Annotated in this window: 23 protein-coding genes and 1 riboswitch; of the genes, 17 read left to right on the top strand and 6 right to left on the bottom strand. The window is 53.3% G+C overall.

The window, feature by feature from the left end; translation table 11 throughout:
• Nucleotides 1–231 precede the first annotated feature (231 nt).
• Nucleotides 232–1,146, top strand: a complete 915-nt coding sequence (cysK, locus tag CRG97_RS31020; RefSeq protein ID WP_098749334.1) for a cysteine synthase A — start codon at nt 232–234, stop codon at nt 1,144–1,146.
• A gap of 17 nt (nt 1,147–1,163) precedes the next feature.
• Here cysK and CRG97_RS31015 read toward each other — a convergent pair whose 3' ends face one another.
• Together CRG97_RS31015 and CRG97_RS31010 are read right to left on the bottom strand one after the other, a co-directional pair.
• Nucleotides 1,164–1,718, bottom strand: coding sequence for a P-loop NTPase family protein (locus CRG97_RS31015; RefSeq protein ID WP_098749333.1), 555 nt, complete (start codon nt 1,716–1,718; stop codon nt 1,164–1,166).
• Nucleotides 1,719–1,800: 82 nt separating this feature from the next.
• A complete protein-coding gene (locus CRG97_RS31010) occupies nt 1,801–2,970 on the bottom strand; it encodes an epoxide hydrolase family protein (protein WP_098749332.1) in 1,170 nt (389 codons plus the stop codon).
• Nucleotides 2,971–3,161: 191 nt separating this feature from the next.
• On the opposite strand from CRG97_RS31010, the gene CRG97_RS31005 reads away from it, so the two are divergent.
• From CRG97_RS31005 to CRG97_RS30985, 5 genes are all read left to right on the top strand, one after another.
• Nucleotides 3,162–3,719 (top strand): CGNR zinc finger domain-containing protein, encoded by a 558-nt coding sequence (locus CRG97_RS31005; protein WP_098749331.1) that lies wholly within the window; start codon nt 3,162–3,164, stop codon nt 3,717–3,719.
• 248 nt (nt 3,720–3,967) lie between these two features.
• Entirely contained in the window at nt 3,968–4,399 is a 432-nt protein-coding gene (locus CRG97_RS31000; RefSeq protein ID WP_076323869.1) for a YciI family protein, read from the top strand.
• The gene (locus CRG97_RS30995) at nt 4,399–5,661 is read left to right on the top strand and encodes an RNA polymerase sigma factor (protein WP_098749330.1); all 1,263 of its coding nucleotides are present in this window, start codon (nt 4,399–4,401) and stop codon (nt 5,659–5,661) included. Before CRG97_RS31000 ends, CRG97_RS30995 begins: the two co-directional genes overlap by 1 nt.
• Before the next feature lie 120 nt (nt 5,662–5,781).
• Nucleotides 5,782–6,180: a VOC family protein gene (locus tag CRG97_RS30990; protein ID WP_098749329.1), complete on the top strand. Its 399-nt coding sequence runs from the start codon at nt 5,782–5,784 to the stop codon at nt 6,178–6,180.
• A gap of 41 nt (nt 6,181–6,221) precedes the next feature.
• Nucleotides 6,222–6,563 (top strand): DUF1801 domain-containing protein, encoded by a 342-nt coding sequence (locus CRG97_RS30985; protein WP_098749328.1) that lies wholly within the window; start codon nt 6,222–6,224, stop codon nt 6,561–6,563.
• A gap of 92 nt (nt 6,564–6,655) precedes the next feature.
• On the opposite strand, the gene CRG97_RS30980 is transcribed toward CRG97_RS30985, so the two are convergent.
• From CRG97_RS30980 to CRG97_RS30970, 3 genes are all read right to left on the bottom strand, one after another.
• Nucleotides 6,656–6,787, bottom strand: a complete 132-nt coding sequence (locus CRG97_RS30980) for a DUF4023 domain-containing protein (RefSeq protein WP_009590359.1) — start codon at nt 6,785–6,787, stop codon at nt 6,656–6,658.
• A 389-nt stretch (nt 6,788–7,176) separates the two neighbouring features.
• A complete protein-coding gene (locus tag CRG97_RS30975) occupies nt 7,177–7,482 on the bottom strand; it encodes an antibiotic biosynthesis monooxygenase (protein WP_098749327.1) in 306 nt (101 codons plus the stop codon).
• Between the two features lie 138 nt (nt 7,483–7,620).
• Nucleotides 7,621–8,850: a DUF418 domain-containing protein gene (locus CRG97_RS30970; protein WP_098749326.1), complete on the bottom strand. Its 1,230-nt coding sequence runs from the start codon at nt 8,848–8,850 to the stop codon at nt 7,621–7,623.
• A gap of 140 nt (nt 8,851–8,990) precedes the next feature.
• On the opposite strand from CRG97_RS30970, the gene CRG97_RS30965 reads away from it, so the two are divergent.
• From CRG97_RS30965 to ade, 6 genes are all read left to right on the top strand, one after another.
• Nucleotides 8,991–9,710, top strand: a complete 720-nt coding sequence (locus CRG97_RS30965) for a response regulator transcription factor (RefSeq protein ID WP_098749325.1) — start codon at nt 8,991–8,993, stop codon at nt 9,708–9,710.
• Nucleotides 9,707–11,479, top strand: coding sequence for a sensor histidine kinase (locus CRG97_RS30960; RefSeq protein WP_098749324.1), 1,773 nt, complete (start codon nt 9,707–9,709; stop codon nt 11,477–11,479). The genes CRG97_RS30965 and CRG97_RS30960 overlap by 4 nt, the downstream gene beginning before the upstream one ends.
• Nucleotides 11,480–11,601: 122 nt before the next feature.
• Nucleotides 11,602–12,846 carry an MFS transporter gene (locus tag CRG97_RS30955; RefSeq protein WP_098749323.1) on the top strand — a complete coding sequence of 415 codons (1,245 nt, stop codon included), beginning with the start codon at nt 11,602–11,604 and terminating at the stop codon, nt 12,844–12,846.
• A 161-nt stretch (nt 12,847–13,007) separates the two neighbouring features.
• Entirely contained in the window at nt 13,008–13,598 is a 591-nt protein-coding gene (locus CRG97_RS30950; protein ID WP_098749619.1) for a TetR/AcrR family transcriptional regulator, read from the top strand.
• A gap of 60 nt (nt 13,599–13,658) precedes the next feature.
• Entirely contained in the window at nt 13,659–14,237 is a 579-nt protein-coding gene (locus CRG97_RS30945; protein WP_098749322.1) for an NAD(P)H-dependent oxidoreductase, read from the top strand.
• Nucleotides 14,238–14,344: 107 nt separating this feature from the next.
• Nucleotides 14,345–14,446, top strand: a riboswitch (purine riboswitch).
• Between the two features lie 368 nt (nt 14,447–14,814).
• Nucleotides 14,815–16,617, top strand: a complete 1,803-nt coding sequence (ade, locus tag CRG97_RS30940) for an adenine deaminase (protein WP_098749321.1) — start codon at nt 14,815–14,817, stop codon at nt 16,615–16,617.
• On the opposite strand, the gene CRG97_RS34065 is transcribed toward ade, so the two are convergent.
• Nucleotides 16,611–16,736: a hypothetical protein gene (locus tag CRG97_RS34065; protein WP_272914382.1), complete on the bottom strand. Its 126-nt coding sequence runs from the start codon at nt 16,734–16,736 to the stop codon at nt 16,611–16,613. The genes ade and CRG97_RS34065 overlap by 7 nt on opposite strands.
• A 170-nt stretch (nt 16,737–16,906) precedes the next feature.
• Here CRG97_RS34065 and CRG97_RS30935 point away from each other — a divergent pair, with 170 nt between their 5' ends.
• The 5 genes from CRG97_RS30935 (at nt 16,907) to CRG97_RS30915 (ending at nt 24,246) form a co-directional block, all read left to right on the top strand.
• Nucleotides 16,907–18,310, top strand: coding sequence for a cytochrome ubiquinol oxidase subunit I (locus tag CRG97_RS30935; protein ID WP_098749320.1), 1,404 nt, complete (start codon nt 16,907–16,909; stop codon nt 18,308–18,310).
• Nucleotides 18,297–19,313, top strand: a complete 1,017-nt coding sequence (gene cydB, locus CRG97_RS30930) for a cytochrome d ubiquinol oxidase subunit II (protein ID WP_098749319.1) — start codon at nt 18,297–18,299, stop codon at nt 19,311–19,313. Before CRG97_RS30935 ends, cydB begins: the two co-directional genes overlap by 14 nt.
• Complete coding sequence (cydD, locus tag CRG97_RS30925) at nt 19,313–21,196, top strand: thiol reductant ABC exporter subunit CydD (protein WP_098749318.1); 1,884 nt, start codon at nt 19,313–19,315, stop codon at nt 21,194–21,196. The genes cydB and cydD overlap by 1 nt, the downstream gene beginning before the upstream one ends.
• A complete protein-coding gene (gene cydC / locus CRG97_RS30920) occupies nt 21,193–22,989 on the top strand; it encodes a thiol reductant ABC exporter subunit CydC (RefSeq protein ID WP_098749317.1) in 1,797 nt (598 codons plus the stop codon). The genes cydD and cydC overlap by 4 nt, the downstream gene beginning before the upstream one ends.
• 246 nt (nt 22,990–23,235) lie before the next feature.
• Entirely contained in the window at nt 23,236–24,246 is a 1,011-nt protein-coding gene (locus tag CRG97_RS30915) for a DUF2332 domain-containing protein (RefSeq protein WP_202619035.1), read from the top strand.
• Nucleotides 24,247–24,386: the final 140 nt, after the last annotated feature.

Below are 24,386 nucleotides of genomic sequence, written 5' to 3'. Positions count from 1 at the left end.
CTGTGAATGTACGTCGATCGACGTTTTTGTTAAGATATCAGAAAGTATAAACATCGAAGCTTGTGACCTCCTGATATCGCAAGAAAAACTTCTTCTAACTGGGGTCTGTCATCTGTGAATGTACGTCGATCAACGTTTTTGTTATAATCCGAGTAAGTTTATTGTCTTTGTGAGTAATCTGGTTTAGTGGAGAATGATTTCACTTCATATATAAAGGAGAGCATCAACATCATGGAGATTTATAATAGTGTAGTTGATATGATCGGTCAGACGCCAATCCTGAAACTTCAGCGGCTAGTGCCTGAAGGGTCTGCTGATGTCTATGTAAAGCTTGAGAGATTCAATCCTTCCGGCAGCGTGAAGGACCGCGCGGCGTACAATCTGATTCATACCGCAGAGGAACAAGGATTACTCCAACCGGGCGGTACCATTATTGAGCCAACGAGCGGGAACACGGGCATTGGCCTGGCGATGATAGCAGCCGCCAAGGGTTACCGCGCTATCCTGATTATGCCGGACAACATGTCCAGGGAACGGATAAATATATTGAAGGCGTACGGCGCGGAGGTCGTGCTGACACCGAGCAGCGAACGCATGCCGGGCTCCATTGCCAAAGCGCTTGAGCTAAGGGAGCAGATTCCCGGCAGCTTCATTCCGCAGCAGTTTGAGAATGCGGCCAACCCAGACATTCACAGGTTGACGACAGCGCCGGAAATTTTGGGGCAGATGGAAGGGCGGCTGGATGCCTTCGTGGCAACGGCGGGAACGGGCGGCACCGTAACCGGTACCGGGGAAGAGCTGAGGAAGTCCCTGCCGAATCTGCACATCGCGGTAGTCGAGCCGAAGGGCTCGCCTGTGCTCTCCGGCGGACAGCCTGGACCGCACAAGCTAGTGGGCACAAGCCCGGGTTTTGTACCGAAGATTCTGAATACGAGCGTATATGATGAGATCATCCAGATCGCCGACGAGGATGCGTTGCAAACGGTGCGGGATTTGGCTCGCAGGGAAGGGATTCTGGTGGGGCCGTCCTCCGGCGCATCGGTATTCGCTGCTCTTCACGTAGCGAAGCGGCTGGGGGAAGGGAAGCGGGTTGTCTGCATTGCTCCGGATACGGGAGAGCGGTATTTGAGCATGGATATTTTCTAAGTGAGAAGGACCTCCGGTTAACCGGAGGTCCTTTCTTGGTGTTCTATGGAGGGTATCCACTGCTTAAGCTGCTGCATGAGTTGTCGATGACTCTTCACGACGATCACTTTGCCGGGATAATCTTCGAGCGTATCCTGAATCTGATATCTGCCTTCCCGCTGAAACGCGGCGCTCCATTCGAACATCTTTTTGAACATGTCCCAGCTGGGTGTATAATGCGCCTGTTCAAGTCGCAGTCGCTGCTTGATGAACCTTGTAATGATCCGGTAGGTTATTGTGGAGTAGGACGGGTTCAGGAATATGATAAGATCTGCACGGCGGAAGCTGGGGCTGACCCATTTAAGGTGAGCGCCTTCGATGATCCAGCATTTCGTGTTGATGATGCTTATTAACATCGCATCCCGGTCCGCTTCGCTCCTCCGAATATCATCCGGCTCGGCTCGCTCCCACACCACATTGTCGAGCTCGTAATAAGGAATGCGGAACTGGGCGGACAGCGTCCTGGCGAGTGTCGTTTTTCCGCTTCCGACGGAGCCGATAATATGGATCCGGTTCGGAATGTTAGTTACCATAGGAGATCACCGCATTCATGAGAAATGGTAGCTACTTATTTCGGTACCGATGCGGTGATCTCCTGTCCTGCTATTCGTAAAATTACACAACATCCTGCGGCGAATCGCGGAGCAGCTTGAAGAAAGCCATGATTTGCTCAGCAATCCAGGCCGGTTGTTCTGCTGCAATGAAGTGCCCGCCCGCATTTAGATCCTTCCAGTGGATCACATTCGGGAAGATCCGTTCTACATATGATCGGGGCGGACGCTCGTTCCGCTGAGCGCTTAAAGTGACACCATGCGGTACAGGTGAACTTTCTTTGGGCCCCGGCCACCTCGTATGCTTGCCTTCATAATAATAGCGGTTCGAGGCGTTGATGCTCTGGGTCAGCCAGTAGATGGACACGTTGGCCATGAGCTGCGCCTTGTTGAAATGCTGCAACACATCGCCATCCTCGGGAGATGTCCAGTAGTGCCATTTTTCCAGAATGAACGCGGCCAGCGCTACGGGTGAATCATGCAATCCATAGGCTGCCGTCTGCGGCCGTGTGCCCAGAATATGGGCGTAAGCGCCCTCCTCGCGTCCCCATTGCTTCTGATAGTCGAGGAACTCGGCCTCCTCGGCTGAAAGCGTTGAGTTCGAATCCACATAGGGACTGGGGTTCCCTGGCGATGTGGTGTGATAGCCGATGAAACGGTCGGGATGGTCGAGACACATGAGCCCCAGAATGCTGGCTCCGATATCATAGCCGTGTGCACCGAATCGTTCGTAACCGAGCTCTGTCATGAGTTTCATAAGCAGTTCCCCCGCTTGGCGATCTTCAAAGCCCGGTCGCAGTTCTATACCTGAGAATCCATGACCCGGGATCGATGGAATGACAACGTCGAAGGAAGTTTCCTCATGGCCGCCAAATTGCTCAGGATTGGTAAGGTAAGGGATAAGTTCCAGCATTTCATAGAAGGAGCTGGGCCAACCGTGAGCAATGAGGAGCGGGATGGGGTGCTCGCCGCTGCCCTTAATATGTATGAAGTGAATGTCGACTCCATCGATATCAGCGACATAATTCGGAAAGGCATGAATGGAGCGCTGGAAGTCTTCCCAATCGAACTCATGCCTCCAGTAGGCGGCCATATCCTTCATGAAATCAAGGGGAATTCCATAATCCCATTGTCCGCCGGGGATTTCGTCAGGCCATCGGGTCATGTCCAGGCGCCGATATAAATCATCGATGGCAGCGGGCTCGATTTGAAAAGAAAACGGTTGGATCTTCATTCGTTTCACCTCTTGGAAAGAATGGGAGTCTGGTATACTGATAACAACAAACTTGCGGTAGATAGGTAAATAGACATAGGGCATTCTTTACATTGTTGCAAGTGACCGTTAAATATATATAACTGGTTAGCTAACCGATAAATATACTTTACTGGTTTGTTTTGGAGAAATCAATAGGAGGTTTGTTTGTTGTGGGACATGAATTTGATCAACTCGAAATCATCGCGGATTTTATCAACACCCATGATAAACGCATGAGATATGATGGGGATCCGGGTGTGGAGCAGCTTCGGGCCACGGAGGATCTGCGCATGTGGCTGTTAAAAAACGGCTTTATTCTGGAACAGGACACCGTATCTGAAGAGGATCTGGCTTTGGCCCGCGAGCTGCGGGGCGGCTTAAGAGCAGCTATTCCGAATAATATACATGATCATCAGGAAGCTGGCTTCCAAGCGTTAAACCGTGTAGCCGGACGGTTCCGGTTCTTTTATCGCTTTGGTGAGACCGCAGACGCCATGGAGCCAGTGGATACACAGGGAAGAGGTGGGATGGCCCGGCTGTTGATTCTGGTATTTCGGCTTCGTGAAAAGAATATGTGGGGCAGATTGAGAGTGTGTACGGCCGACGATTGTCAGTGGGTATTCGTTGACCGCTCGAGGCCGGGAACGGGAAAATGGTGCTCGATGAAAGCCTGCGGCAATCGGGCGAAGAATAAAACATATCGGGAGCGAAGCAAGTCCATGGGATGAACCGCAGCCATGGGACCAGGTTTGAATCAGGTCCAACTCCAAAGACCCATCAAGCGTTTGCTTTGGTTGGTCTTTTTTTTATGGAGCCGAATCATTCCAACAGGAATAAACGATTCAGTAACGAAATGATTGTAACCTATTATTTTTTTATAAATGTTGAAGTCTTTGTCGATTAGAGCATTTTCTATTCGTTGATTAAGCATAGAACGAAAATTCAAGATAGTCTCGAGAACCAGGAGGGAATAAGAATGAGATTTATGATGATTGTAAGGGCAACCGAGGATTCCGAGGCAGGCGTATTGCCAAGCGCAGAACAGTTGGATGCCATGATGAGGTACAACATGGAGCTGGCCAGAGCGGGCGTGCTGCTTGCCGCCGATGGGCTCCATCCAAGTTCGGGCGCTATCCGGATATCTTATCCGGAGCCCGGGGGCAAGCCGAAAATTACCGATGGTCCCTTTACGGAAGCGAAGGAACTGATCGCGGGGTATACCTTGATCGAAGTGAAGACGAGGGAAGAGGCGATCGAGTGGGCTAAACGCATGCCGGATCCACACGGCTTCGGTGCGGGCCAGATCGAGCTCCGTCAGGTGTTTGAACCGACTGACTTAACGCAGGACCCGGAAGCGCAGGCTAAACAATACGAAATGCGTGAACACATCCAAAGGCAGAATCCGTAATGTCAGCGGCAGATACCCATCGTACGATCGATGCCATCTGGAGAATCGAATCCTCCAAAATCATTGCCTACCTGACTCGAATGGTTCGTGACGTCGGTATCGCCGAGGATCTTGCTCAGGATGCGCTTATCGCTGCGCTGGAACGCTGGCCGATAGATGGCATACCGGATAATCCCGGTGGATGGCTAATGACCGCTGCGAAGCGTAAAGCGCTGGACCTGCTGCGCCGGAATAAGGTACGCGATCAGAAGTATGAGCTGTTGGGACGTGAAATGGACTCCCGGTTGGATTTGGATATGGAGGTACCGGAGCCAGGGGAAGTGAACGACGATCTTCTGCGGCTGATCTTCATGACCTGTCATCCGATTCTTTCCCCTGAGGCGCGGGTGGCTCTGACGCTGCGCTTGCTTGGCGGATTAACGACGGCGGAGATTGCCCACGCCTATCTTGTGCCTGAACCGACGATCGCGCAGCGAATCGTTCGTGCCAAACGGACGCTGTCGGCAACCCGGGTGGCATTCGAGATTCCTCAGGGAGCCGAGCTTAAACCGCGATTGTCATCGGTTCTTGAGGTTATCTACCTCATGTTTAATGAGGGGTATGCAGCTTCATCCGGCAGCCAGTGGATTCGCCCGCTGCTGTGTCAGGAAGCGCTTCGAATTGGGCGGGTGCTGGCAGAGATCGCGCCGACGGAGGCCGAGGTGCATGGTTTGGTTGCGTTAATGGAATTTCAATCCTCTAGGTTCAAGTCCCGGGTCAACGCGGAGGGGGAGCCTGTCCTGCTCATGGATCAGAATCGGGCCTTGTGGGATTATTTATTGATTCGGCGTGGTTTTGCCGCTCTGGATCGGATCGAGCGGTTGGGCGGAATGACCGGGCCCTATGCTATTCAGGCAGCCATCTCCGCGTGTCATGCCGGAGCACCGAGTGCCGCAGAGACCGACTGGATTCGAATCTCCGCGCTGTATGAGGCATTGGCCCAGGTTTCTCCTTCGCCCATCGTGGAATTGAACCGGGCCGTGGCCCTCTCCATGGCTTTCGGTCCGGAGATCGGGCTTGAGATCGTGGACATTTTACGTTGCGAGCCCGCCTTGAAGGGATACCATCTCCTCCCGAGCGTAAGGGGAGACCTGCTCTTTAAGCTGGGACGCCTGGACGAAGCCTGCGCGGAGTTCAAGCTGGCCGCATCGCTGACGGATAACCTGAGGGAACGGGCCCTGCTGCTTGACCGTGCGGCTGAATGCCTGCCAGCGGAGTCCTAAAGCAAGCTGGAGAAACATTTTAAAAAAATTTTCGAAAAAATATGAAGTTGTGTCGATTACATAAAATCTCGTTCGTCATTTAGATATAAAACTAAAAAATGAACTGAGAGGAAGATGAACATGCAAGCACAAATGGTACCTTTTATTATTTCGGAGGATGCAAGAGCCCAGGCGGATTTTTACATGCAAGCGTTGGGTGGAGAGATCGGTTTGTTGACTACCTTCAAGGACATGCCGGGCATACCGGAAGCTCATCAGGATAAGATTATGCACATGTCGTTAACGCTGGCTGGCGGCAATAAGCTCATCCTCACCGATGCTTTTCAGGAAACCGGTAAGAGCACGAGCATGGGTCTGGCCATCACGTTTGATTACGAGGAAGACGCCAGGGCCGCCTATCGCCATCTTAGCCATGGAGGTACCGAGAAATATCCGTTTGCCCTGCAGCCTTGGGGAGCCTACTACGGTGAAGTGGTGGACCGGTACGGCATGACCTGGCAGATGGTTCATCAGGGCTGAGTTGAAAAATACTATACTATGATAAAGAGGGAGCCAATAAGATGAATCAAGAAGTAACGGATTACATTGCAGCCATCAGTGATACCTGGAAGGTGGAGGTCAGCGAGCGACTTCGGGAGCTCGTGCACAGTACGATCCCGTACGTTTCGGAACGGCTTCAATATAAAAAGCCCCATTTTCTGAAGAATGGAAAATATACGGCGGTGATCAGCGTCGCGAAGAGTGCCGTGAGCTTTACCATTTTCAATGCGGATGGCCTGGATTGGCCTGAAGCGTTGTTTGAAGGACCGCCTGAACGAAAGACTATCAAAATCACGTCCGGGCAGCAGGTCGATTATGATGCGCTTGGATCCCTGCTGAAGCAGGCATCCGATGGACTGTAAATCATATGTAATAGGGAAGCGCGGATAACCGGGGTTCGAAGCGTTCCTGATATAATAGCCGCGATCCTATGAGGATCGCGGTATGAGTCATTCTACTTCTTGGTGCCGTGCTGCTTGGTCGGCAGCTTGTCGCTTGGCGTTCCTTTGCCGTGATTCTCTTTGTTGCGACGGGCCTTCTCCGCATTCTCGTTCATTTTTTCCACAAAATCGTGCGTGCTTTCCATATGACGTAAGCTCCTTTTGCTCAGAATGTATGGCTTTGCCTGATCGTGCTTAATATAACCATTTCGTCGTGATCATATTTGGTGACTTTGGAATGGATATGGAATGGGTGAGCAGGAGGTTCGCGTGGCGAACGAGTTTGAGGTGGATGGACAATCGTATGTACTGGCGGGTCCGAATTGAACGACCTGAACACGTACATGGTCGAGCTGGGGCGCTCCCACAACCCTGAATTGCTGCCGGGGTACACGATAAACGATCAGGGGCGCTGAGGTATGTCTCTTTGGTTTCATAGGGATCGTGAACGAAATGGAGAAGGTATCTGTCATATCACGGCAAAAAAATACCCTGCCACAGGCAAACGCCCGGGCGGGGTATTTATGGTGTTTGATTACTTCTTATGACTGATTAACAGCTCATATTTGTTCAAGGAAGCGCCCAAAATATTCTCGTTGCGGCCCTGACCGTGGGATTGCCGGAACGATTCGCTGGAAGTCCAGCGTTTGAATGCCTCCTCGTCTTCCCATACCGTAGAGACCTTCAATTCCTCAGCCTCTGCGCCTTCTTTGGCTTCGAGCCATACTTCCATCCGCACGAATCCCTCAATCTCCTGCACGCCCTTCGCTTCAGCGAATCGCTGGGCAATTTCTTGTCCGAAGCCCTGTTTAACCTTTATCGAGTTTGTAACAACCAGCATGCTTGATTCCTCCTTCGGTGATGACCGGATAAATTCCAGAAATGTCTAGCCCCTTGCATGTATGTCCATTATACATGAACGAGCGTCCTGATTTCATCTTGGGAGGAACCGTGCTTCATGCCGAAAGCTATGGAATACTCAGGTTGCTGGAGGACCTTCTGCCGGAAACTCTGCCGCAGGTACGGCGGCTGCAGGCGTCATGGCTTTGGGTTTCACCCTGCCGCTCCACGACCAGTAGGTGCCGATGCGCAGCAGCCGTTCAATTGGGCCGCCGTGGAATCGTTTCAACCAGAGCAGGCTGCCCGTTGCCAGTACAGCATAGATCAGGATTGCCAGCAGCGCTCCTTGCAGCACACCGAGCTTGCCGAACATGCCCAGCCCGAATCCGTAGAATATCAATACGCATACAACGCTTTGCGTCAGATAGTTGGTTAGCGACATCCGTCCAACCGCTTCAAACGCCCGGATGATAACCGATTGTTTAGACGAGATAGCGTATAGGGAGGCGAACAGATGGATATAGCCCAGCGCGAGCAAAGGTCCGCCAATCATTGTGAAGACGCCGCTCCAGTTGTCGGTCGACCCGAGCATAACCCCGGCGGTCTTTAGACCAAGCCCGACCGGAACGAGTAGAGACCATCTTAGATACAGCTTGATCTCCTTGGAAGGATGAAGGAAGCGCCCGCGCTTGGCTGCGACCATACCAAATAGGAACATCGGCGCGCTCATCAGTGGGGCAATCAGAATGACCAACAGCATCAACCAGTCCGGAAGGTCGATGGGCATTTCCTCAGTTGAACGATAGTTTACGATCTCGCTGAACGTGCCGTTACCGTAGACCTCAATAGATTGTTTCACATAATTCTCCATGCGCTCTGTTTCACCTGCCCCAGGCTCCATGGAGCCATATCCGAAGATGGCAAACAGCGTCAGGAAGAGGATGCCCCAGATCAAGATCGTTTTGGCCTTCCGTTTCACAAATAGTAACAGGAAAAGCCCGATCGCTCCGTAAAACAACAGAATATCGCCTTCCCAGATGAATGTGGAATGCAGCCAGCCGAGAATGATCAGCAGCACGGACCTGCGGAAGAAGCTGCGGCCATATTTGAGCCCTTTGCCAATCAGGCTTTCCCGCATTTTAATCATGCTGTAACCGAACAGGAACGTAAAGATCGGCATGAAGCTGCCCTCTACGAATACTTTCAGCATGTCATGGCTGATCAGATCCAGCGTGGATGGCTGGAAGAGATGCAGCTCGTCTTTGCCGAACATGCCGTATTGAAAAATAAGCATATTGGCCATCAGGATGCCGAGCAAGCTCAAGCCGCGAATCGCATCCACGGCCGTGGAACGTTTATTTGAATTCATGTCAATCACCTCTGACACCAAGTATAAAGCTCGAAATGAAATAACTCGGAAACGGCATCCTAACTTTTTCTTAACTCTTTCAGCATTTGTTTAACTCCTGTTAAGGTTGTTGTGCTAGCATAAATGTCGGGTGAGGATAAATGGATCAAACACGAATTTTAATTGTAGATGACGAACCTTCCATTGTGAAAATGCTGCAGATGGTGCTGCGCAAGGAAGGCTTTAACCGCATATTCACAGCTTCCAGCTGTAAGGAGGCGCTTAGCGAAATTGCTGCACACGGAGCGGATATCGTGCTGCTGGATGTCATGCTGCCGGACGGCACGGGATTTGATCTCTGTCCGCAGATCCGTTCCTATGGCAGTCCGCACATCCTGTTTCTGACGGCCAAAGCATCGGATCTGGATGTGTTGACCGGTTTTGCGATGGGCGGAGACGATTATGTCACCAAGCCCTTTAATCCGCTGGAGATTGCCGCAAGAATCAAGGCGCGTCTGCGCCGTGGAGGCATCGGGACGACCGTGTCGTCTGAGCAGCCGGTGATCCAGCGTGCATGGGATTTCGGCCGGTTTAAGGTCGATGAATCCGCCGGGGAGCTTACGGTCCTTGGAGAGCCTGTGCCTTGTCCGGCCCAGGTCTTTCAGCTGCTGCTTTATTTTTGCAAGCATCCGGGGGTCGTATTTTCCAAATCCCAGCTGTACGAAGCCGTGTGGGGCATCGACGGCATGGGCGAGGACAACACCGTCATGGTGCATATCCGCCGCATCCGCGAGCGCATCGAGGAGGACCCGAGCAACCCGCAATATTTGCTGACGGTTCGGGGGCTCGGCTACAAGCTGGTTAAGGAGAAAATCCGATGAGACTGCGCAGACGGCTTGCCTTTCATTTTACGTACCAATTGATCGCGTTCTCGGCGTTTATGTTTTGCTTCCTGATCGTGCTCTTATTCTTCCTGATCAAACATATCGGTGATGAAGAGATTCAGCGCAATTTTCCGACAGGTGTCTTGGACGGCATCGTGACGGAGACGGTGACAGAGAATGGCGAGGTGCTGCTGGAGGAACAGTGGAAATTCCTGCTTCAAGAGAAGGATATGTGGCTGCAAGTGGTGGATATGGAGGGAAACGTGATTCATTCCACCAATACGGCTCCGGATGTTCCGTCGGAGTACTCGGTAAGCACCCTGCTCGAGATCAAGGAGGAGCGTCGTCTCGGCGAGTATACGATGTATTGGCAGATGGATCTAACCTATGAAGAACCGCTGCTGTATCTGATCGGACGTATCGATGAGGGTTCGGACCATCTTCGGGAATGGTATGCCCGTTATCAGGACGGTGGCAGGGTGAGGCCGGAGGATGAAGCGGGGCTCGGACGCGAATTAGCCGGTCTAGGCGGTTATTTGCATGTCATTGACCGGGAGGGCCGCGTTGTCCAAGCGATTGGAACAAATGCAGACAATAAGGTAAGCTACCACCCGCTGGAGATCATTACGATGCAGGAGCAGCCGGGCACGTATTCAACGCATATTGCGGTATACCGCGATACGGCCAGCGGCAACACCTGGGTATATCATACGCCGCAGGACGAGGCGCTGGAGAAAAGGCCGATGATGAATGAGCTGATCCGCGTGGCGCTATGGACGATGGTCTGCGTGCTTGCGTTGTCGCTTGGGGTGGCGATATGGCATGGATACCGGTACAGCCGGCCGCTGCTGCTGTTTACCGGGTGGTTTGAGCGGATGGGGAGCGGAGCCTACGAGGAAGTGCTGACACCGAAGGACCGGAAGCGGGTATTCCGCAAGAACGGAAAGCTGCGTACGCGCTTCAAGCTGTACAAGGAAGTGATTCATTCTTTTTACAAGATGGCGGAGCAGCTTGCCAAGGCCGAGAGAGAACGGGAGCGACTCGACCGTAATCGGGAAGAATGGATGTCCGGGATATCGCATGATTTGCGTACTCCGTTGTCTTCCATCCAGGGTTACGGCTATATGCTGGAGAGCGCTCCCCAGGATTGGAACCAGGAAGAGCTGCGGGAGATGGGAACCGTGATTCGTGAGAAAGGCGACTACATGTTGGAGCTTATCGATGATTTCTCGCTCGTCTTCCGTTTGAGGAGCGAAATCCGGCCGCGGGAGCTGACCACGCTTGATCTGAACGAGCTGGTGCGCCGCTGCGTGCTGAAATACGTCAACGATGCCACCCTGGATGCGAATTTCAATTATATCGGCGGGGAAGAGGCGCTGCTGGTTGACGGCAATGCCAAATGGCTGCAGCGATTGATGGATAATCTGATCACGAATGCCGTGAAGCATAATCCGGAGGGCGTAAACATTGAGGTGCGTGTGGAGAGACGTCCGGCCGGTGCGGCGATCGTGGTAGCGGATCAAGGTGTAGGGATGGACGAAGAGACTCGCTGCAATCTGTTCGAGCGTTATTACCGGGGAACGAACACCGAGGAGAGTAAGGATGGATCGGGGCTCGGGATGAGCATCGCGAAGGCGATTGTCGAAGCGCACCGGGGCCGGGTAAATGTATGGTCTGAAGTGGGCCGAGGAACCACCATCACCGTTCAATTGCCTGAGACTGCCGTACAAGAAGGTAAGGGGGCTGCTGAACACGATAAGGGCTGACGTTTTTTCTGGATTCCCATGTCCGGAATGAGCTCGAAAAATCCTTCAACATTCCTATCCTGCTGCCGGCCCGGTTGCGCTATAATGGCTAAGCAACGATTACATGAGGTCCGGAGGATATTATGGGTTCAACTTCGTTTCGGCAATTGACTGGCAATGCGCGGGGCTGTCTCGTCTATGAGCCGCTGTTTCTCATCCCTTACAGCATGTTCACGACGTACACCTCCATCTACATGTACCAACTTGGGGTAACCGAGACGGGAATCGGCTGGATTACCTCCATCGGTTTGCTTGTGCAGGTGCTTTCTTCGTTTCTCAGCGGGTATTTAACAGACCGTTTAGGCAGAAAAAAGGCGCTGCTATACTTCGACGTACTAAGCTGGACCGTGGCCACGCTGCTCTGGGCCATTTCACAGAACTTCTGGTTTTTTGTGATCGCGGCCGTGATCAACGGCTTTCAGAAGGTGCCGCATACCGCCTTTTACTGTCTGCTGGTGGAGGATACCGCACCGAAGGAGCGAACCTATGTCTTTACGCTGCTGCAGCTGATTAGCGTCGTGGGCGGCTTGTTTGCACCGATCGGCGGACTGCTGGTGTATCATTTCACGCTTGTGCCCGGGGTGCGCATCATGTTCGTGCTGGCCTGTATTCTGATGACAATCCAGTTCATTGGGCGCCACTATGCGACAAGGGAGACTGATATCGGATACCGCAAGATGAAAGAAACGAAGGCAATGAGCCTGCGCGAAGGAATGTCCGACTATGCCTTGGTGATGAAGAGCACGCTCGGAAATCCGCTGCTGCTGATGATCTTCGGCGTTTATATATTGTTCAATTTTCAGATGACGGTGAAGACGACCTACGTCTCCATCTTCATGGTGGAATATTTGCATCTGGACAGCGGCCTGATCTCGGTCTTTCCGGCATTCTCCTCTGTCATTATGCTAATATTCATGCGGTGGATCATGCCCCGGATCGGGGAGCAGGATGTGCACCGGACGATGGTATGGGGATTCGTAATATCGGTGTTGTCCAATGTCATACTGGTGTTTGCGCCGCAAGGGGATCTGCTGGTGCTGAGTTTGAGCACTGTCATTGCCGCCATCGGTACGATGATGACATATCCGTATCTGGAGACGGCGGTGGCCAATGCGATAGACGATGAGAACCGCGCCAAAATATTCGCGCTGCTCCAGGTGCTCATCCTTATTGTCATTTCGCCTTCCGGCATCATTGGCGGCTGGGCATATGGCATCGACCCGAGAATTCCGTTCTTGCTTGTTGCCGGCGCATTTGTGATCAGCATCCCGCTTATGCTGCTGTACGGCAAAAAAGTAAAGGCGGCTCCCGTCGAAGCCGGAGTTTAGCTTGGGCATATGAATGAGTCCATGGCTAAAAGAGATTGAGCGTGCGCTTTTAAGCTGCGGGAAGCGAAAGAATATGAATGGAGAGGCACTCCGGGCAAGGGGTAGCCTCTTTTTTTGCGGTGGTTATTGCAATTTGGTTAGCGTTCACTTATGATATGAGCATGAAGAAGAAACCACATTTCGATAGCAAGAAGAAGGATATTTTGCAGGCTGCCATGAAACTCTTCGCCGAGAAGGGCGTGGATGGCGTATCGGTGAAGGAGATCGGCGCAGCGGCGGGTGTAACGGATGCAGCGATCTATAAGCATTTTACGAATAAGGATGCCGTGGCTGCGGAAGCATTCGAGGAATACTGCAGCAGTTATACGCGTCTGGTGGATGATTATGCTTCCCGGCCCGGCCTGTTTGCAGAGAGACTGTCGGCGCTCGTCATCCGGGTATTGGCGGCGTATGACGAGGATAAATACGGCTTGCTGCTCTTGTCCCAGCATCACGAGCTGTTTACGGAGGTGCTCAAGAGCAGGGGACGTCAGCCGCTGGACGCCTTGCATGATCTGCTTGAGCAAGCGGTGTTGCAGGGGGATATTCCGCCGCAGAACACGAGATTAACCTCTGTGTTGATCATTGGTGCATTCAGCCAGCTTGCAATCTCAACGATGCAAGGAGAGCTGAAGGAACCGTTGTCGCCGCTGGCACCTGAAGTGACGGCGCATCTATTGGCATTAACAGGTTTGGGAAAAGGTCCGGCGTGACCTTTTCTTTTTACCATCAGGTTAGTGTTCGTTAACCAAATTATGAGGGGGAAGAAACATATGAAAAAGGTTTTAATTATTCAAGGCAATCCCATTGAGAACAGTTATGGCAGTCAGCTGGCAGAGGTCTATGCAAGGGGGGCGGCCGAATCCGGGGCGGAGGTGCGGGAGCTGGTGCTTGCGGAGCTGGAGTTTGACTTGAATCTGTCCGGCGGCTATAAGGGTAACCAACCGCTGGAGCCGGATCTGCAAAAAGCGCAGGAACTGATTTCTTGGGCGGATCATCTGGTATTTGTGTACCCGAATTGGTGGGGCGGCATGCCGGCGCTGCTCAAAGGGTTCATCGACCGGGTTTTTCTGCCGGGCTTTGCGTTTAAGTACCGTCGGAACTCGCCTTTGCCGGAGCAGCTGCTCAAAGGGAAAACGGCCCGTTTGATCGTCACGATGGATTCGCCGTACGTCTACTATCGTTTCTATCTCGGCCAGCCGGGACATCAAATGATGAAGCATTCCATTCTGAAGTTCTGCGGCGTGGGCACGGTTCGTGCCACGAACATTACGCAGCTTCGCAAAATGCCTGAAGTGGCAAGAAAGCAATGGCTTGAGCGTGTACAGAGAATGGGACGGAAATTGGCTTGAGCTGGCAGAGCGTGAGATGTACAGTTCCTTCCAATGGCTTGACTTCTCGGGCAGGTGGATTATAATTCATACAACAAATGAAACGAAAAGAGAATGGAAGGGTAAGTTTAATCAAAATCAAATCTTGATGTATATGCCGGGGAATAGGGCCCAGGCGTTTCTACCAGGTTACCGTAAATGACTTGACTACATGAAGGTTGAGAATCCCACCACCAAGCCCAGCTGCGCAATGATTGAAGCCGGGCTGGAGGATCATCTTGATTGGAATCCGGCAGGTTTTAACGGATGAGGTGATGTGCAGACTAGATAGCATACATTGCTGCTGCACGGGACTTCTCTTCCTCTATGGATATAAGTACAGGCACCCCGGGCAGATACGCTGCCCGGGGTGTTTGGCGTGTTATACAGCGGATCGATTTTGTATTCTTACCGTTCATAATAAGAAAAACGTCTATCAACGCACTTTCACAGGTGACAGACCGCAGTTAGAAGAAGTTTTTATTGCGATATCAGGAAGTCACAAGCTTCGAAGTTTACACTTTCTGATATCTTAAAAAAAGGGGAGCGTGCAATCATCATGAGTTCAAGCAAGAGACAGAAACGATACGAGGTTAGCCGGCAGCTGGGAAAAGTTGCGTTAGGACAGAAGCCTGCCGATCTGGTCATCAAGAACGGCACGCTGGTGAATGTGTTTACAGGCGAGCTTCAGGAGCAGGTGGACGTGGCCATGGCATCCGGACGCATCGCTTATATCGGCAACGCGGATCATACGATTGGGGAAGGGACTTGGGTCATCGAAGCGAATGGCCGATATATCTCGCCGGGCTTGCTCGACGGTCATATGCATGTGGAGAGCACGATGCTCACCGTGACCGAGTTTGCCAAGGCGGCTATCGTTAGCGGAACGACTGGGGTTTATATGGATCCCCATGAGATTGCCAACGTATTCGGCATGGAGGGTGTGCGCTGGATGCATGAGGAAGGGCAGCAGCTGCCGATGAAGGTGTTCACTACCGTTCCTTCGTGTGTACCGTCGACCTTTGATCTGGAGGATGCTGGCGCACAGCTGGGCGTAGCCGACATTGAGGAAGGGCTGACATGGCCCGGTGTTGCCGGGCTTGGTGAAGTGATGAATTTCCCGGGCGTCGTGTATGGCGATCCGACCATGAGCGGGGAGATCGAAGCCACGCTGCGTGCGGGCAAGACGGTGACAGGACATTTTCCGGCAGAGGATGTCCGGATGCTGCAGGCATATATGGCAACCGGCGTAAGCTCCGACCATGAGACGGTAACCAGAGAGCAGGCTTTGGAGAAGGTTCGCCTCGGCATGCACCTGATGATCCGTGAGGGTTCGGCTTGGCAGGATGTGAAGGAAGTTGTTAAGGTCATAACGGAAGATAAGGTGCGAACAGACAATATTTCTCTGGTTACGGATGATGTGTATCCGCAGACGCTGCTGAGACTCGGACACATGAACCATGTAGTCCGCCGCGCTATGGAAGAGGGCGTGGACCCGGTTACGGCGATCCAGCTGGGAACGATCAACGTGGCTCGTTATTTCGGCATGGACATGGAGCTTGGCAGCATTTCGCCAGGCAAAACGGCAGATATTTTGCTGATTGATGATCTGAAAAGCATGGTACCTTCCGTTGTGATCACGGATGGCGAAGTGGTTGCCGAGAACGGCCGACTCGTGAAGGCGTTCCCGGTATATCAATACCCGGAAAAAGCGTTTAACTCGGTCCGGCTGCAGCGATCGCTTACTGCGGATGACTTTCTGCTGCGCAGCAAATTCGATGCCGCACGTACGGAAGTGAACGTGGTCCGCGTCATCGAGAACAGCGCCCGTACCGCCAAAATGACGGCGGTGCTTACCGTGCATCAAGGGGTGATCCAGCCAGACCTGGATCAGGACGTGGTTCAGCTGGCATGCATTGAGCGCCACGGCACGACAGGACAAATCTCGCTCGGTTTTGCGAGCGGCTTCGAGCTCAAGTCCGGCGCGGTTGCGTCCACGGTCGCGCACGACAGCCACAATCTGCTTGTGATGGGTACGAATGCCGAGGATATGGCACTCGCGGCAAATGAGCTGGCGGCGTGTGGAGGCGGCATGATCGTGGTACGGGACGGCAAGGTGCTGGCGAAAGTGGCGATGCCGATTGCCGGTTTGCTGGCGGACCGTCCGGTTGAGATCGTAGCGGAGGAAGTCGCTGCCTTGGAGGAGGCTTGGAAGGAACTTGGATGCTATATCCATGCGCCGTTCATGACCTTCTCGCTGATTGCGCTGCCGGTGATTCCGGAAATCCGCATTACCAACCGCGGGATCGCAGACGTAACGGAATTCAAGCTCATCGAGACCGAGATTGGCGCGGTTCAATAAGATTGCAGCATAAACCGAAGCAGGTTGGCCTGAGGGCGAACCTGCTTTTTTGGTGCGTAAATACCGGGCTTGGCCTGTGAGCGGATGCCGCAAGCCATGTTCCAATTGATAATCCTCACATATTCCACCGCCTACTTAGTGATTTTCGTCACAAATTTATAACTTTTTGCCCCAGTTTCAGCCCTGATATTGTGATGTTTATCACAATCCTTAAGGGCGTGGTCTGCGACAATACAAAAAGAATCAAATTTGAAGTGATCACGTGAGCTAAAGAAAGGGGTATCTTAATATGGATCCGGTTATGCTGGCGCGAATTCAATTCGCATCGACAACCATTTTTCACTTTATTTTCGTACCGTTGTCCATCGGATTGGCGTTTCTGATTGCCATCATGGAGACGATGTATGTTGTCAAAGGCCAGGAAGTATACAAGAAAATGGCCAAGTTCTGGGGAAAGCTGTTCCTGATTAACTTTGCGGTCGGGGTTGTGACAGGGATTCTGCAGGAATTCCAGTTCGGCATGAACTGGTCGGATTACTCGCGGTTTGTCGGAGACGTGTTTGGCGCACCACTTGCCATCGAAGCGCTGCTGGCGTTTTTTCTCGAGTCGACGTTTATCGGACTATGGATATTCGGTTGGGACCGATTATCGAAGAAGGTCCATCTGCTCAGTATCTGGCTGGTGTCCTTCGGGACCCTGATGTCCGCCTTCTGGATTCTGGCAGCGAATTCATTCATGCAGCGTCCCGTCGGGTTCGAGATGAACAATGGGCGGGCGGAGATGAATGATTTCTTCGCACTGATTACGAATGGTCAGCTGCTAGTGGAGTTCCCGCACACGATCTTCGGGGCACTGGCAACCGGGGCGTTCCTCGTAGCAGGTGTGAGTGCCTACAAACTAATGAAGAAGCAAGATTTGGATTTCTTTAAGAAATCATTCCATATCGCCATCGTGATTGGCCTCATCACCTCCATTCTGGTTGCGGTATTCGGTCACCAGCAGGCGCAGTACCTGGTGGATACGCAGCCGATGAAGATGGCCGCTGCGGAGAGCCTATGGGAAACGAGTGACGATCCTGCGGCTTGGACGGTCATTGCGGCCATCGATCCGGATAAACAGGAGAACACGATGGAGTTTAAAATCCCCTATTTGCTCAGCTTTTTGTCCTATAGCAAGTTTTCCGGTGAAGTCATCGGGATGAAGGAGCTGCAGGCGCAATACGAACAGCAGTATGGACCTGGAGATTATATCCCTCCTGTGCGCACCACATTCTGGAGCTTCCGGATTATGGTGGCCGCAGGCAGCATCATGATTCTGCTGGGGTTGTACGGAGCATGGCTCATGCTGCGCAAAAAGGTCGAGAAGGCCGGCAAATGGTTCCTCAGACTGATGCTGTTCGGTATTTCGCTGCCGTTCATCGCCAACACGTCGGGGTGGATTATGACGGAGATCGGGCGGCAGCCGTGGACGGTATTCGGACTGATCACCACGGAGAACAGTGTTTCACCGAACGTCAGCGCAGGATCGATCCTGTTCTCGCTGATCATGTTTACCGCCATTTATGCGGTGCTGGCAGCCGTCATGGCGTATCTATTTATCAAAGTCATTAAGAAAGGACCGTATGCGGCGGAGGAAGATGACCACCACGCAAGCGATCCGTTTAATAAGGAGGGCTACAATGCTGTCTCTTAACGAACTGTGGTTTGTGCTCGTTGCCGTATTGTTTATCGGGTTCTTCTTCTTGGAGGGCTTCGACTTCGGGGTCGGGATGTCCACGCAGCTGCTGGCCAAAAATGATACCCAGCGCCGGGTGCTGATCAACTCGATCGGCCCGTTCTGGGATGCTAACGAGGTCTGGTTGTTGACGGCGGGCGGCGCGATGTTCGCCGCCTTCCCGAACTGGTATGCTACGCTGTTCAGCGGCTTCTACATTCCGCTTGTCTTTCTTCTGCTGGCCTTGATCGGACGCGGGGTGGCCTTTGAATTCCGCGGCAAAGTGGGCGATGTTCGCTGGAAACGGGTGTGGGACGGTGCAATCTTCACCGGCAGCGTGCTTCCGCCATTCCTGCTTGGCGTTGTTTTTGCCTGCCTGATTCAGGGGCTCCCGATTAACGAAGAGATGCAGATGCATGCCGGATTGTTTGATGTTGTGAATGGCTATACTGTGGTTGGCGGGCTGACGATGGTGATGCTCTGCCTGCTGCATGGCTTAATGTTCACAACACTGCGCACGATGGGGGATCTTCAGGAACGGGCGCGCCGTATGGCCCGGAGACTCCTGCTTCCCGTAGCGGCCCTGTTCGTGGCATTCGGGGTGATGACGTATTTCATGACCGATGTCTTCGAGAAGCGTGGCGTGGTGTTAACCGTGCTGCTGGTGCTGGCTCTGCTCGCATTCCTGCTGGGGGGATATTTCATGAACATCAAGCGGGACGGCTGGGCTTTCGGGATGACCGGGGCGGTTATCGCCCTGCTGGTAACGTCCGTGTTCGTGGGCTTGTTCCCGCGCGTGATGGTCAGTTCCATCAATTCGGCATTTGACCTGACTATTTATAATGCGGCCTCCGGACCGTATTCTCTCAAGATTATGACGATTGTGGCGGTAACGCTGCTGCCATTCGTATTGGGCTATCAAATTTGGAGTTACTTCGTTTTCCACAAACGGGTACATGAGAAGGAGCATCTGGAGTACTGATGGGAAAAGATCTGCTGGGATACAAAGGCGCCAAGACGGTATTCTTCCTTGTCGCCGTATGTACCCTGGCACAGAGCATGGCCATCCTCCTGCAAGCCAAGTGGCTGGCGGAAGCCATATCCGCCTTGTTTGCCGGATCAACGCTGCAGGAGCAGGGGGAGACCATTGCCTTGTTCCTGCTTGCATTTCTGGCACGCCACGGCATCTCAGCCGTGCAGCAAGGAATCGCACAGCGCTTTGCCGAGGAGACGGGCACGAGCCTGAGGAAGCAGCTGCTGGATGAGCTGTTTCGGAAGGGGCCGTCCTTTGTCCGGTCGGAAGGAACAGGCAATGTGGTTACGCTTGTGCTGGAGGGCATCGGCAAGTTCCGCAAATATGCGGAGCTGACCATACCGCGCATGATGGGGGCGAGCATTACCCCGGCTCTGGTATGGCTGTACGTGTTCATGACGGACCGGATTTCGGGCATTATTCTGCTGGTGACCATGCCGATCCTGATCGTATTTCTCATCCTCGTGGGACTTGCCGCGAGAAAGCAGACCGAGCGGCAGCTGGATTCTTACCGGATGCTGTCTAATCATTTTGTAGATTCGCTGAGAGGTCTGAGTACCCTGAAGTTTCTGGGACAGAGCCGCAAGCACAGCGAGAGCATACAGCAGGTCAGCGAGGGATATCGAGCAGCTACTATGCGGACGCTGCGCGTGGCGTTTCTGTCGTCCTTCGCGCTGGATTTCTTTACGATGCTGTCCGTGGCATCTGTTGCGGTAAACTTAGGCTTACGCCTCATTAACGGCAGCCTGGAGCTGCTGCCCGCGCTGCTTATCCTGATCCTGGCACCGGAGTATTTCCTGCCGGTGCGCATGGTCGGGGCGGACTTTCATGCCACGCTGGATGGTAAGCAGGCAGGGGAAGCGATGCAATCCATGATTCAGGAGGCCCGGAAAGGGCGTTCCGCCGATCGTGATGATGCTGTTGGCGCAGAGGGTTCGGACAACGGCGCAGGCCCGTTGGGATCAACCGGAGCGGCTGACACTGCGATGGCAACGACAGGAATGCTTGCAACGACCCAAACAGGCCTAACATTTAAAATTAAAGATAATTCGCCTGAGCCCAATCCGCCGCAGCTGCGATTCCAATGGGATAACCACAGCGTACTGGAGCTGTCCGGTATCGGCCTCAGGCACGAAGAGTTGGGGCCGGCTTCCTTGGAGAATGTCAGCTTCCGGATACCGGGTCAACGCAAGATCGGTATCGTCGGGGAGAGCGGGGCCGGCAAATCCACGCTCATCGAGCTATTAGGCGGATTCATGGCGCCAACATCCGGGATGATGGAGCTAAACGGCGTGAAGCTGGAGGACTGGAACCGGCGGGCGTGGCGGACCGAGGTCACCTATATGCCGCAGCAGCCGTATTTATTCGGTGCTACCCTAGCGGATAATGTGCGCTTTTATGCGCCGGAGGCGTCAACAGCGCAAGTCGAAGCAGCGGTCGAAGCGGCGGGTCTGTCGGATCTGGTGAAGAGCTTACCCGGCGGACTCGCGGAGATGATCGGCGGCGGCGGACGCGCTTTAAGCGGCGGTCAGGCACAGCGCGTGGCCTTGGCCAGAGCGCTGCTCGGCGGCCGGCGGGTTCTGCTGCTGGATGAGCCGACGGCCCATTTGGATATCGAGACGGAATACGAGCTGAAGGAGACGATGCTGTCCCTTTTTCAAGATAAGTGGGTATTCCTCGCGACGCACAGACTGCACTGGATGCAGGATATGGATCACATCCTCGTTCTGCATCAGGGGCGGGTGGCGGAAACGGGAACCCATGAGGAGCTTATCGCTCGGCAAGGTGTCTATTATGGATTAATTACATCGCAGATGGAGGGAGTACAATGAAGCAGGAATCGTGGTTTCGGCCTTACGTAACGGCAAACTTCTGGCGCTTTCTGCTGATTGTGATGCTTGGCGTGCTCACGATCCTGTTCGCCGGGATGCTGATGTTCACATCCGGGTATTTGATCTCCAAGTCCGCCCTGCGACCGGAAAATATCCTGATGGTATACGTGCCGACCGTAGGGGTTCGGACCTTCGGCATCGGACGCGCGGTCATCCATTACGTGGAGCGCCTGGTGGGACATGACACGATTCTTCGCATCCTGTCCCAGATGCGTCTGCGGCTGTACCGCATTCTGGAACCGCAAGCCCTCCGTTTGTCCTCCCGGTACCGCACCGGGGATCTGCTGGGCGTGCTCTCTGATGATATCGAGTATTTGCAGGACGTCTATATTCGAACGGTTTTTCCATCGATTGTGGCGCTTGTGTTATACGTCGGGGTTATTCTGGCCGTCGGCCTGTTTGACCCGGCATTTGCCCTTCTGCTCGCGTTATATGTAGCGGTGCTGATTCTGGTGCTGCCACTGGTTTCCCTGCTGCTCACCAAACGGAAGAACCGGGAGATGAAGCAGGCCCGCAGCAACCTCTACCAGAAGCTAACCGACGCGGTACTGGGTATTCATGAATGGTATGTCAGCGGCAGGCAGACGGAGTTCCTGACCGGTTATGAGGCAGATGAAGCCGAGGTCGACCGGACCGACCGCTCCCTTAAGCGCTGGTCGCGTCTTCGGGCTTTTATCGCTCAATGCGTGGTTGCCGTGACGGTGGTATCGATGGTGTATTGGTCAGGACGGCAGTATGCGGACGGCTCGATCGATGTTACGCTGATCGCGGCTTTTGTGCTGGTTGTATTCCCGTTAATGGACGCATTCCTGCCGGTATCCGAAGCCGTGGAGCGGATTCCGCAGTACGGCCAATCGGTCGCGAGACTTCAGGCGATAGAAAGCGCAGATGCATCTGAAGGGGAGCGGAACCTGGAGCAACAGCTGAATAAGGGAGAGATCGAATCTGTCATAAGCAGCGGTGTCCATGTGAAGGCGGATGGCGTCAGCTTCCGTTATGATCAGGCAGCAGGCGGCGAATCCGGGCTGGAACGATCCGATGCGAGTAGGGAAGGGTCTACATTAACGGATGTATCCCTGGATATTCCTCCTGGGGCCAAGGTAGCCATTATAGGGCGTTCCGGTGCCGGTAAATCCACCCTGCTGCAGCTGATTCAGGGCGTGCTGGCACCTTCAGGGGGAAGTCTTACCCTGGGCGGAGTGGATGCTGCGCGGTTTGGCGATGAGATATCTTCCGTTATTTCGGTATTGAATCAGAGTCCGCACTTGTTCGATACAACGCTAATGAACAACATTCGGCTCGGGCAGCCGGATGCCACGGAGGCCGAAATACGGGACGCGGTTGCTCTGGCGCGGTTTGAACCTTTGGTTGCTTCCCTTCCGGAGGGTCTCCGCACCCGTATGCAGGAAGCCGGACAGCGTTTCTCCGGGGGAGAACGCCAGCGCGTGGCTTTGGCCCGAATCCTGCTGCAGAAGACGCCTGTTGTCATTCTGGATGAACCGACGGTCGGGCTGGATCCCAAAACCGAGCGGGAACTGTTATCCACTATGTTCGCCAGTCTGCAGGACCGGACGCTGATCTGGGTAACGCATCATCTGGTGGGCGTTGAGCGCATGGATGAGATCCTATTCATGGAAGACGGCCAAATCGTTATGCGGGGTACCCACGATGAGCTGATGGAGCGCTATCCGCGGTATCGGAACTTGTATCTATTGGATCGTCCGGCAGTCTAGACAACAACAGCATCCTTAGTAGAAGAACCGCCCTTTTGAAATGCCCCTAATTGTTAGACATGACCTAACAATTGGGGTGCAGTTCATTTAGGGTCGGTTCTTTTTTTGTCTCCATCTTATTTTTCTTAATGAGCCTGATAAAAGATCCAAATCCACGCGCATCCTGGAAAGATGTAACATTAGTCTTAAGCAGGATAAAGGTTAATTACAACTTTAGGGGTGTGATGTAAGGTGGCTCATAAACGGATGGTCAACGTGTTTCGTCATTTTGCTGAGCGGGAATGTCCGGGCTCCAGTGTGTTCTATGAGTATTTGTCGCGCCATATAGCCGATGATGAAGAGGTGCTGCAAGTCGCTGCGTTTGTTCCTGCAGGCCAGCCTGTACCCAATATGCTGTTTGGCGCAGTTCAATATTTGCTGCTCCAGGGTGAGGGGCCGGAGCTGAGGGCGTATTACCCCGGCCTTGTGGAACATCCGAAGGAAATGAGCTCCTGTTATCCCCATTTTCGTTCATTTGTGCTGAAGCATCAGGCAGCCATTATCGGGATACTGGAGAGTAAACGGGTACAAACGAACGAAGTCCGCCGCTGTGCGTATTTGTATCCGGTGTTCTGCTCGATCTATGACAAGGTCCGTAAGCCGCTTGCCTTGGTGGAGCTTGGAACTAGTGCCGGATTGCAGCTGCTGTGGGATCAATACAGCTATTCCTATGGGGACGCGGAGAGTTACGGCCTAGCGGGGTCAAAGGTTCATATCACATCGGAGATCAGGGGGAGCCGTACGCCGTTCCTGCTGGCTTCCAGTCCCCCGGTCGTCTATCGGATGGGGATCGACCTGCATGTGAATGACGTGCGAAACCCGGAGCATTTGTTGTGGCTGCGGTCTTTAATCTGGCCGGGTAATCACGACAGGGTATCCATGCTGGAGCATGTGGCGGAGGTATTGAAGCAGCAGTCCGGGATACAGTTCCGAGAAGGGGATGGGACCGCGTTGCTTCCCGAAATCGTGAGGAGCATCCCGGAGGAGGCCGTCATTTGCGTATTTCATACGCATGTGGCTAATCAGATTCCGGAGGCGTCTAAGCAAAAACTGCTGCATCACTTAAATGAAATCGGAAGCGTCCGCGATATCGTGCATGTCTACAACAATATGGAGGATGAGCATCTCCATGCCGATTATATTCTCGGAGGTGTGCCGAGCCAGTTTACGGTGGCACGGACGGATGGGCATGCGCGCTGGTTTGAGTGGCTGTTGTAAGGCGGGAATATTATCGTTAGCTTGATTGAAGAAGCGGCAGCGAATCGTTCGATAACCGCGTTGTTTCGTATGAGGTGACGGTGAGTAAGCGAGCCAAGAAGGCAGCCGAGCCAGTGCTTTAAGCCAGGCAGCCAAAGCCG

Source organism: Paenibacillus sp. EZ-K15 (assembly GCF_002573715.1).
Lineage (GTDB): Bacteria > Bacillota > Bacilli > Paenibacillales > Paenibacillaceae > Paenibacillus_AQ.
The sequence above is the reverse complement of the archived record's forward strand: the minus strand, read 5'-3'. Positions and strand labels throughout refer to the sequence as shown.